Source organism: Bacteroides sp. AF34-31BH (assembly GCF_003602795.1).
Taxonomy (GTDB): domain Bacteria; phylum Bacteroidota; class Bacteroidia; order Bacteroidales; family Bacteroidaceae; genus Bacteroides; species Bacteroides uniformis.
The window spans coordinates 612,949-622,924 of sequence record NZ_QTLV01000002.1 but is presented as its reverse complement, the minus strand read 5'-3'; the positions used below and the strand labels follow the sequence as shown (position 1 = coordinate 622,924).

Sequence of the window (9,976 nt, the reverse complement as noted above, 5' to 3'; positions counted from 1 at the left end):
GTTTTCAGAAGAAGCCTCCGTGTCTGATAAGGATACGGAGGCTTTGTTCGTTTATATACCTCCGGAACTGCTCCCCTTAATCCCTGTCATGCGTTGTTGCATACGTATTTTTCTGCTTCTTTTGTCATTCTTTTGTTATCATTACAGAACAAAGTTGGTGTAAAATGAGTTTTTTTTGGAAGAGCAAGAACTTTTCTTCCTTTCTTTCTATTCAATATCAAATGGATTTTTGTAAATTTGGCGTGAATCTAATAGGAAGGGAAAAAATCACGCAATTAATATTGTAATATAAATCATATAATAACTCCTGCAAATATGGAAAACAAGATTCAAGAGCTGACCGATAAGATCTACCGCGAAGGCGTAGAGAAAGGAAACGAAGAGGCACAGAAACTTATCGCAAAAGCTCAGGAAGAAGCCAAGAGAATTATAGAGGATGCTCACAAGGAAGCGGATTCTATCGTGGCTAACGCTCATAAGTCTGCCGATGAACTGGCAGAGAATACAAAATCTGAATTAAAGTTGTTTGCCGGTCAGGCTGTGAATGCTCTGAAGTCCGAAATCGCTACGTTGGTGACGGACAACATTGTGAATGCCGATGTAAAGGCATTTGCTGCAAACAAGGATTATCTTAATGCCTTCATCGTTGCATTGGCGTCCAAATGGAGTGTGAACGAACCAATCGTTATCTCTACTGCCGATGCGGAAGGCTTGACAAAATATTTCGCAGCGAAGGCGAAAGACCTGCTGGACAAGGGTGTGAAGATTGAGCAAGTGAATGGCATCAAAACCTTGTTCTCCGTATCGCCTGCCGATGGTTCGTACAAGGTGAACTTTGGCGAAGAAGAATTTATGAATTACTTCAAGGAATTCCTGCGTCCGCAATTAGTGGAAATGCTGTTCTAAAAACTCCCACAGGATTATGAGTAAATACTATTACTTGGTAGCCGGTTTGCCTGAACTTACTCTGGAAGACAGTAAACTGAGCTATACAGTAGCCGATTTCAAGACGGAACTATATCCTGCCTTGTCGGAAGATGATAAAAAGTTGATAGATTTGTTTTATCTGAAATTCGATAATGCGAATGTCTTGAAACTATTGAAGGATAAGGATGCTGCCATCGACCCGCGCGGAAACTATTCGTCGGAGGAACTGGTGGAATATATCTCACAACTGAAGGATGGCGACGAAGTCTCTGACAGTGTATTCCCATCTTATCTCTCTACGTTCATTTCCGAATACTTCAGCCTGCCTGCCGAGGACGGTTTCTTGTATGAAGACCGCCTGGCAGCGCTCTATTACGCCTATGCTATGGAATGCAGGAATCAGTTTGTGTCTTCCTGGTTTGGCTTCAACCTCACTCTCAATAATATATTGGTGGCGCTCACAGCACGTAAGTTCAAGCTGGACATTGCTCCGCTGATTGTGGGTGATACGGAAGTGTGCGAGGCTCTGCGTACTTCCAATGCCCGTGACTTCGGTCTGGGTACTGAGGTGGATTATCTGGAGCAGCTGGTGAAAATCAGTGAGACGGAGGAACTGGTGGACCGGGAAAAGAAACTGGACCAGCTTCGCTGGGACTGGATGGAGGAGGCCACATTCTTCGATTACTTTACCGTGGAACGTCTGTTTGTCTTCCTGCTACAGCTGGAGATGATAGAACGGTGGATTTCGTTGGATAAAGAGAAGGGTAACCAACTGTTCCGCAGCATTATCGCTGCCTTGAAAGACGAGGTGCAGATACCTGCAGAATTCAGATAAAATAAACAACTAAAAATATATGGCAACAAAAGGAACTGTTAGTGGCGTAATAGCCAACATGGTGACCCTCGTCGTCGACGGACCGGTAGCGCAGAATGAGATTTGTTATATCTCGACCGGAGGAGACAAGTTGATGGCGGAGGTGATTAAGGTAGTAGGTACCCAGGTCTACGTGCAGGTATTTGAGAGTACCCGCGGACTGAAAGTGGGGGCCGAAGCTGAGTTTACCGGACATATGCTCGAAGTGACACTGGGGCCCGGTATGCTTTCGAAGAACTACGACGGTCTGCAAAACGACCTCGATAAGATGGACGGTGTTTTCTTGAAACGCGGGCAATATACCTATCCGCTGGATAAAGGAAGCAAATGGCATTTTGTGCCTTTGGCAAAGGTGGGCGACCAAGTGGAAGCCGCTGCCTGGCTGGGACAAGTGGACGAAAACTTCCAACCTCTGAAAATCATGGTGCCTTTTGAACAGAAAGGTGTGTGCACCGTGAAATCCATTGCAAAGGAAGGTGATTACAGCATTGAGGATACCATTGCAGTGCTGACGGATAGCGAAGGTAATGACATCCGGGTGAACATGATACAGAAATGGCCCGTGAAGCGCGCCATGACCAACTATAAGGAAAAACCGCGTCCTTTCAAATTGCTGGAAACCGGTGTGCGTGTAATCGACACCGTAAACCCGATTGTGGAAGGTGGTACGGGTTTTATCCCCGGTCCGTTCGGTACTGGAAAAACGGTGCTTCAGCATGCCATTTCAAAACAAGCGGAAGCGGACATCGTAATCATCGCTGCCTGCGGTGAGCGTGCCAACGAGGTTGTGGAAATCTTTACAGAATTCCCCGAATTGGTTGACCCGCATACGGGACGGAAGCTGATGGAACGTACGATTATCATTGCCAATACTTCGAACATGCCGGTGGCTGCCCGTGAGGCATCTGTCTACACGGCTATGACGATTGCAGAATACTACCGAAGCATGGGATTGAAGGTACTGCTGATGGCGGACTCCACTTCACGTTGGGCGCAGGCATTGCGCGAGATGTCCAACCGTATGGAGGAGTTGCCCGGTCCCGATGCCTTCCCGATGGACTTGTCCTCCATCATCTCCAACTTCTACGGCCGTGCGGGTTATGTGAAGCTGAACAACGGCGAGTCCGGTTCCATTACTTTCATCGGTACGGTATCGCCTGCCGGTGGTAACTTGAAGGAGCCGGTAACCGAGAATACGAAGAAGGTGGCACGCTGCTTCTATGCCCTTGAGCAAGACCGTGCCGACAAGAAGCGTTATCCTGCCGTAAACCCGATTGACTCGTATTCCAAATATATAGAATACCCTGAATTTGAAGAGTATATCACCAAGCACATCAATGGTGAGTGGATTGGCAAGGTGAATGAAATCAAGACCCGCCTGCAGCGTGGTAAGGAGATTGCCGAGCAAATCAACATCCTGGGTGACGACGGTGTGCCCGTAGAATATCACGTGACTTTCTGGAAATCGGAATTGATTGACTTCGTTATTCTGCAGCAGGATGCCTTTGATGAAATTGATGCCGTGACCCCGATGGAGCGTCAGGAGGAGATTCTGAATATGGTAATAGAAATCTGTCATACTGAATTTGAGTTCGACAACTTCAACGAAGTAATGGATTACTTCAAGAAAATGATTAACATCTGTAAGCAGATGAACTACTCGAAGTTTAAGTCGGAAGAATACGACAAGTTCCATAAGCAGTTGCAGGAACTGGTTGAGGAACGTAAAGCCTAAGGATGTACTATGTGACTATTTACAATTTACTATTTGCCTTGCGGATGCAGGTGTACGGAGGTTGTAGATAGGAAAATAGTAGAATAGGATGGCAGAGATTTAAATAGTAAATAGTAAATTGCTAAATTGTAAATAAATAGATGGCAACAAAAGCATTTCAAAAAATATATACCAAGATTACTCAGATTACGAAAGCTACGTGTTCGCTGAAGGCAACCGGAGTGGGGTATGACGAGTTGGCGACCGTAAACGGCAAGCTGGCCCAGGTGGTGAAGATTGCCGGCGACGAAGTGACTTTGCAGGTGTTTGAGGGTACGGAAGGTATTCCCACCAATGCAGAGGTAGTATTCTTGGGCAAGGCTCCTACAATCAAAGTGAGCGAGCAGCTTGCCGGACGCTTCTTCAACGCCTTTGGCGACCCCATCGACGGTGGTCCGGCCATTGAAGGCGAGGAGGTGGAAATTGGCGGTCCATCCGTGAATCCGGTGCGCCGTAAGCAGCCCTCGGAACTGATTGCAACCGGTATTGCAGGTATCGACTTGAACAATACGCTGGTGTCCGGACAGAAGATTCCGTTCTTTGCCGACCCCGACCAGCCCTTCAACCAGGTGATGGCGAATGTGGCTCTGCGTGCGGAGACCGACAAGATTATCCTTGGCGGTATGGGTATGACGAACGATGACTACCTCTACTTCAAGAACGTATTCTCCAATGCCGGTGCGCTCGACCGTATCGTCAGCTTTATGAATACCACCGAGAATCCTCCGGTAGAGCGTCTGCTGATTCCGGATATGGCACTGACGGCGGCCGAGTATTTTGCTGTAAACAATAATGAAAAGGTGCTGGTGCTGCTGACGGATATGACTTCCTACGCCGATGCGCTCGCCATCGTGTCCAACCGTATGGACCAGATTCCTTCGAAGGACTCCATGCCGGGTTCCCTTTATTCGGACTTGGCGAAGATATACGAAAAGGCGGTGCAGTTCCCAAGCGGCGGTTCCATCACGATTATTGCGGTGACGACTCTGTCCGGTGGCGACATTACGCATGCCGTGCCCGACAATACGGGTTATATCACGGAAGGCCAGTTGTTCCTCCGTCGTGACAGCGACATCGGTAAGGTTATCGTTGACCCGTTCCGTTCCTTGTCCCGTCTGAAACAGCTTGTTACGGGCAAAAAGACACGTAAGGACCATCCGCAGGTGATGAATGCCGCCGTACGTCTGTACGCCGATGCCGCCAACGCCAAAACCAAGCTTGAAAACGGTTTCGACCTGACGAACTACGACGAACGTACCCTTGCCTTTGCCAAGGACTACTCCAACCAGCTACTGGCCATCGATGTCAACCTCGATACCACAGAGATGCTCGATGTGGCATGGAGTCTGTTCGGCAAGTATTTCCGTCCGGAAGAGGTGAATATCAAGAAAGAGCTTGTGGACCAGTTCTGGCCGAAAGCAAACTAAATAAATGTACGATTAGACGATTTACGGTTTACGATTGATATTACTGAAATTGTAAATCTGTAAATTGAGAAATTGAGTAGCTTCAGTCGTCTAATCGTAAATCGTTAAATCGTAAATAAAATGGCTATTAAGTTTCAATATAACAAAACCTCGCTTCAGCAACTCGAAAAGCAACTGAAGGTGCGCGTGCGTACACTCCCCATTATTAAGAATAAGGAGAGTGCCCTGCGTATGGAAGTGAAGCGCTGCAAGGGAGACGCTGCCGCGTTGGACGCGAGGTTGGAAAAGGAAATCCAAGCTTACGAAGCCATGTTCGCCCTTTGGAATGAGTTCGACGCTTCATTGATAAAGGTCAGCGATGTTCATCTCGGTGTAAAGAAGATTGCCGGTGTACGGGTGCCGTTGCTCGAGAATGTAGATTTCGAGATACGCCCTTACAGCTTGTTCAATGCGCCCAAATGGTATGCAGACGGGCTGCATTTGCTTAAGTCACTGGCACATACTGCCATCGAGCGTGAATTTACTGTTGCCAAGTTGAACTTGTTGGAACATGCGCGTAAAAAGACCACCCAGAAGGTGAATCTTTTTGAGAAAGTACAGATTCCGGGTTATCAGGATGCTCTGCGCAAAATCAAGCGGTTTATGGAAGACGAGGAGAACCTTTCCAAGTCATCGCAGAAAATCATGAAATCCCATCAGGAGAAAAGGAAGGAGGCAGAGGCATGATTACGAAAATGAAGAAGCTCACGTTCCTTGTGTATCATAAGGAGTACGAAGCATTTCTGGCACAAATCCGGGAACTGGGCGTGGTGCACGTTGTGGAAAGGCAGTGCGGCGAGATGGACGACACCTTGCAGCAATTCATGCAGAAGCGTACGCTCTACAAGAATATGCTTCAGAGCATGCACACCCTGGCAGACAAACAGCCGGAAGAAAAGGTGCATAAAGAGTTGTCGGCCGATGCTCTGGTGAAATTCTACGAGGACTTGCAGGCGCGGATACAAGACTTGAACCAGCAGATTCCCGCCATCGACAAGGATGTGGCGCAGATGGAAGTCTGGGGCGATTTCGATTGGAGAGCCATCCGCAAGCTGGAAGATGCTGGTTGGTTCGTGCAGTTCTATACCTGCCCGGAGAAAGACTATAACGAAGCGTGGGCAGAGGACTACAATGCCATCGTGGTGAAAGAGAACGGCGGACATCTTTATTTCGTGACCGTCACTCCCCAACCGGTAGAACTGGATGTGGAACCGCTCCGTCTGCCTTCACTCAGCCTCTCCGAACTGAGCCGGAAGAAAGCCGATACGGAAGAGGCCCTTGTGCAGGCACATGCCGGATTGAAAGAATTCTGCAAAGCGAATTACTGCACGTTGGAGAAGTACAACCTACAGCTCCAGGAAGAGATAGACCTGCTGAAAGTCAAGCTGAACAGCGAACATATGGCAGAAGGTGCCGTAGTGTTGATGGAAGGCTGGATTCCCGAAGACTGCGAGGCGGATGTGAGGAAACTTCTCGATGAAAGCGGCACTTATTATGAGATAAGGGCTGCCAAGCGCGAGGACAATGCTCCCATCAAGCTGAAAAACAACGCCTATACACGCATGTACGAAGTGCTTACCAAAATGTACGGTATGCCCGAATATGCCGAGTTCGACCCGACACCGATACTTGCGCCATTCTTCTCGCTCTTCTTTGCTTTCTGTATGGGAGATGCGGGCTACGGTCTGGTACTGATTGCACTCGGGTTCATTTTGAAAAGGAAGATGTCCAAGTCCATGAAAGGCATGATGAACCTGGTGATTACGTTGGGTATATTTACGTCCGTCATCGGTGCCATATTGGGAACCTTCTTCGGTGTAAGCCTCTTTGACCTGGAGATACCCGCCAAACTGAAGGAATTCATGATTGTGGGTAAGATAGGTGAGACTACCTATGACAAGCAAATGCTGCTGGCGTTGATTATCGGTGCGGTGCACATCTGCATTGCCATGACGGTGAAGGCCGTGGGACAGACCGTTCGTTTCGGCTTCAAGGAGTCGCTCAGTGCTTGGGGATGGCTGTTGCTGGTGGTGGGATTTATCTGCACCGGCGGACTTTCCTTCTTCAAAATAATTTCGGAAGACGTGTCTACGTGGGCATTTATCGTGATTGGCGGTGTTTCTGCCATCGGTATCTACCTGCTGAACAATATCCACCGGAATGTATTTGTCAACATCGGTGCCGGAGTATGGGATACCTATAACATGGCAACCGGATTGATGGGCGATATACTTTCCTACATCCGTCTCTATGCCCTCGGCTTGGCAGGCGGTATGCTTGGAGGCGTGTTCAACCAGCTTGCCTTCATGGTGAACGATGCTGCAGGTCCGGCCCTGGGATGGCTGTTCTGCGGTCTGATACTGATATTCGGGCATACGCTGAACATTGCCATGTCTTGTCTGAGTGCCTTTGTACACCCGCTCCGTCTGACATTTGTGGAATACTTCAAGAATTCCGGTTACGAAGGTAAGGGCGAAGCCTATAAACCTTTTACAGTAGTAAAGAAATAAACAAATTAAAAAACAAATAAAAATAGAAACATTATGAATGAAATTTTAGGTTATCTCGGTCTGGGCCTGATGTTGGCCCTTGCAGGAATTGGCAGTTGCTTCGGTACAACTATCGCCGGTAGTGCGGCAGAAGGTGCGTTGAAGAAAGACCCTTCCAAGTCAGCAAGTTATATGATTTTGTCGGCCCTTCCGGCTACGCAGGGACTTTACGGCTTCGTGGCTTTCCTGATGTCCATGGGCAGGGATTTTGCTACGGACGGCCCTTTGATGCTGGGCATCGGACTGGGTGTGGGGCTGGTATGCCTGTTCTCCGCTATCCGTCAGGGACAGATTTGTGCTAGCGGTATTGTGGGTATTTCCCAGGGACACGACGTACAGACCAATACAATGATTTACGCCGCGCTTCCTGAATTCTACGCTATTTTGGCGCTGGTAGCTGCATTGATGGTATAATCCGGATTATAAGAAAATAAACCCCAGGGATTTACAATTGAAATCCCTGGGGTTTTTTGTTTAAATTCCTGGGGCTTCAACTGAAAACTCCAGGAATTCTTTTTTGAAACTTCGGGAATTTTAGACGAAAAATGCATGGATGGGCGAGCCAATGGGGCTTTTGTGGCTAAACTATGACATTCCGCAAACGATTGTTTATGCATATTTAATCAGTTTTTTCGATTAAAAGGCTATTTTTCAAAGAATAATACGTACTTTTGCAGCCGTAATTAAGATAAAGAGATTATAACATAATATGACTAAAGAACTACTTACCCCCGATTACATCTTCGAAGCGAGTTGGGAAGTGTGTAATAAAGTAGGCGGTATCTATACAGTTTTGTCTACAAGGGCAAATACTTTACAGACTAAATTTCGCGATAGATTATTCTTTATAGGGCCGGATTTCTGGCAGGGAAAAGAGAACCCTTTGTTCATTGAGTCTGATAACCTTTGTGCAGCGTGGAAAAAACATGCAGCGTTGAAAGACAATCTTTCCGTCCGCGTAGGTCGCTGGAACATTCCGGGAGAACCTATTGTTATATTGGTTGATTTCCAACCGTTCTTTGCAGAAAAAAATGAGATTTATACAGAAATGTGGAACCGCTATCAGGTGGATTCACTGCATGGATATGGTGATTATGACGAAGCATCCATGTTTGCTTTCGCTACCGGCAAGGTGATAGAGAGCTTCTATCGCTATAATTTGACGGAAACGGACAAAGTGGTGTTCCAGGCACACGAGTGGATGACCGGCATGGCCGCCCTCTATCTTCAGTCTGCCGTTCCCGAGATAGGGACTATCTTCACCACCCATGCCACGTCCATCGGCCGCTCCATAGCTGGCAACAACAAGCCGCTTTACGATTATCTTTTCGCCTACAACGGCGACCAGATGGCGGAGGAGCTGAACATGCAGTCCAAACATTCCATTGAAAAGCAGACGGCCCACTATGTGGACTGTTTCACCACTGTGAGCGAAATCACAAACAACGAATGCAGGGAATTGCTTGACAAGCCTGCGGATGTTGTGCTGATGAACGGTTTTGAAGATGATTTTGTACCGAAAGGCGCCACCTTTACCGGCAAGCGCAAACGTGCCCGTTCCACCATGCTGCGTGTGGCAAACTGCCTGCTGGGTGAGGACTTGGGCGACGATACGCTGATTATCGGTACCAGCGGACGCTATGAGTTCAAAAATAAGGGTATCGATGTGTTCCTGGAATCATTGAACCGGCTGAACCGCGATAAAGATTTAAAGAAGAAAGTATTGGCGTTTGTCAACGTGCCCAGCTGGGTGGGAGACCCCCGCGAGGACTTGCAGAAGCGCTTGAAGAGCAAAGATAAGTTCACCGAACCGTTGCAGTGTCCTTTCATCACCCACTGGCTGCACAATATGACGCACGACCAGGTGCTGGATATGCTGAAATACCTCGGTATGGGCAATCGTCCCGAAGATAAGGTGAAAGTAATTTTTGTACCTTGCTATCAGGATGGTCACGATGGCATCCTCAACAAGCATTATTATGACTTGATTTTAGGCGAGGACCTCAGTGTCTATCCGTCCTATTATGAACCGTGGGGATATACCCCGCTGGAGAGCGTGGCTTTCCGGGTGCCTACCATCACCACCGACCTTGCCGGTTTCGGACTTTGGGTGAACAGCCTGAAAAACCAGCATGGCATAAACGACGGAGTGGAAGTGCTGCACCGTTCGGACTATAACTATTCCGAAGTGGCAGACGGCATCAAGGACACCGTAGCCTTGTTCTCTACCAAGACGGAAGCCGAAATCAAGGAAATACGCAAGCGTGCAGGCCAGGTGGCAGAGCAGGCTTTGTGGAAGCACTTTATACAATATTATTACGAGGCTTACGACATTGCACTGCGCAATGCCATGAAGCGTCAACTAAAATAAAAGAATTATTAATCA

The 9,976-nt window shown here is 47.8% G+C and carries 8 protein-coding genes; all 8 read left to right on the top strand.

The annotated features are described in order from the left end of the window. Positions 1–315 precede the first annotated feature (315 nt). The 8 genes from DWZ67_RS06215 to DWZ67_RS06175 all read left to right on the top strand — a co-directional run bounded on the left by DWZ67_RS06215 (position 316) and on the right by DWZ67_RS06175 (position 9,961). Positions 316–906, top strand: coding sequence for a hypothetical protein (locus DWZ67_RS06215; RefSeq protein ID WP_120138368.1), 591 nt, complete (start codon positions 316–318; stop codon positions 904–906). Positions 907–922: 16 nt separating this feature from the next. Next, on the top strand, positions 923–1,762 hold the full coding sequence (locus DWZ67_RS06210; RefSeq protein ID WP_044467767.1) for a DUF2764 domain-containing protein: 840 nt from the start codon (positions 923–925) through the stop codon (positions 1,760–1,762). 19 nt (positions 1,763–1,781) lie between these two features. Beyond that, the gene (locus DWZ67_RS06205) at positions 1,782–3,536 is read left to right on the top strand and encodes a V-type ATP synthase subunit A (RefSeq protein ID WP_005827385.1); all 1,755 of its coding nucleotides are present in this window, start codon (positions 1,782–1,784) and stop codon (positions 3,534–3,536) included. A 140-nt stretch (positions 3,537–3,676) separates the two neighbouring features. Next, a complete protein-coding gene (locus DWZ67_RS06200) occupies positions 3,677–5,002 on the top strand; it encodes a V-type ATP synthase subunit B (protein ID WP_005827389.1) in 1,326 nt (441 codons plus the stop codon). 120 nt (positions 5,003–5,122) lie between these two features. Next, the gene (locus DWZ67_RS06195; protein WP_005827391.1) at positions 5,123–5,728 is read left to right on the top strand and encodes a V-type ATP synthase subunit D; all 606 of its coding nucleotides are present in this window, start codon (positions 5,123–5,125) and stop codon (positions 5,726–5,728) included. Then, positions 5,725–7,551, top strand: a complete 1,827-nt coding sequence (locus DWZ67_RS06190) for a V-type ATP synthase subunit I (RefSeq protein WP_008664313.1) — start codon at positions 5,725–5,727, stop codon at positions 7,549–7,551. The genes DWZ67_RS06195 and DWZ67_RS06190 overlap by 4 nt, the downstream gene beginning before the upstream one ends. 33 nt (positions 7,552–7,584) lie before the next feature. Beyond that, positions 7,585–8,004 carry an ATPase gene (locus tag DWZ67_RS06185; protein ID WP_005827396.1) on the top strand — a complete coding sequence of 140 codons (420 nt, stop codon included), beginning with the start codon at positions 7,585–7,587 and terminating at the stop codon, positions 8,002–8,004. Positions 8,005–8,299: 295 nt separating this feature from the next. After that, on the top strand, positions 8,300–9,961 hold the full coding sequence (locus tag DWZ67_RS06175; RefSeq protein ID WP_005827398.1) for a glycogen/starch synthase: 1,662 nt from the start codon (positions 8,300–8,302) through the stop codon (positions 9,959–9,961). The last annotated feature ends 15 nt before the right edge of the window (positions 9,962–9,976 follow it).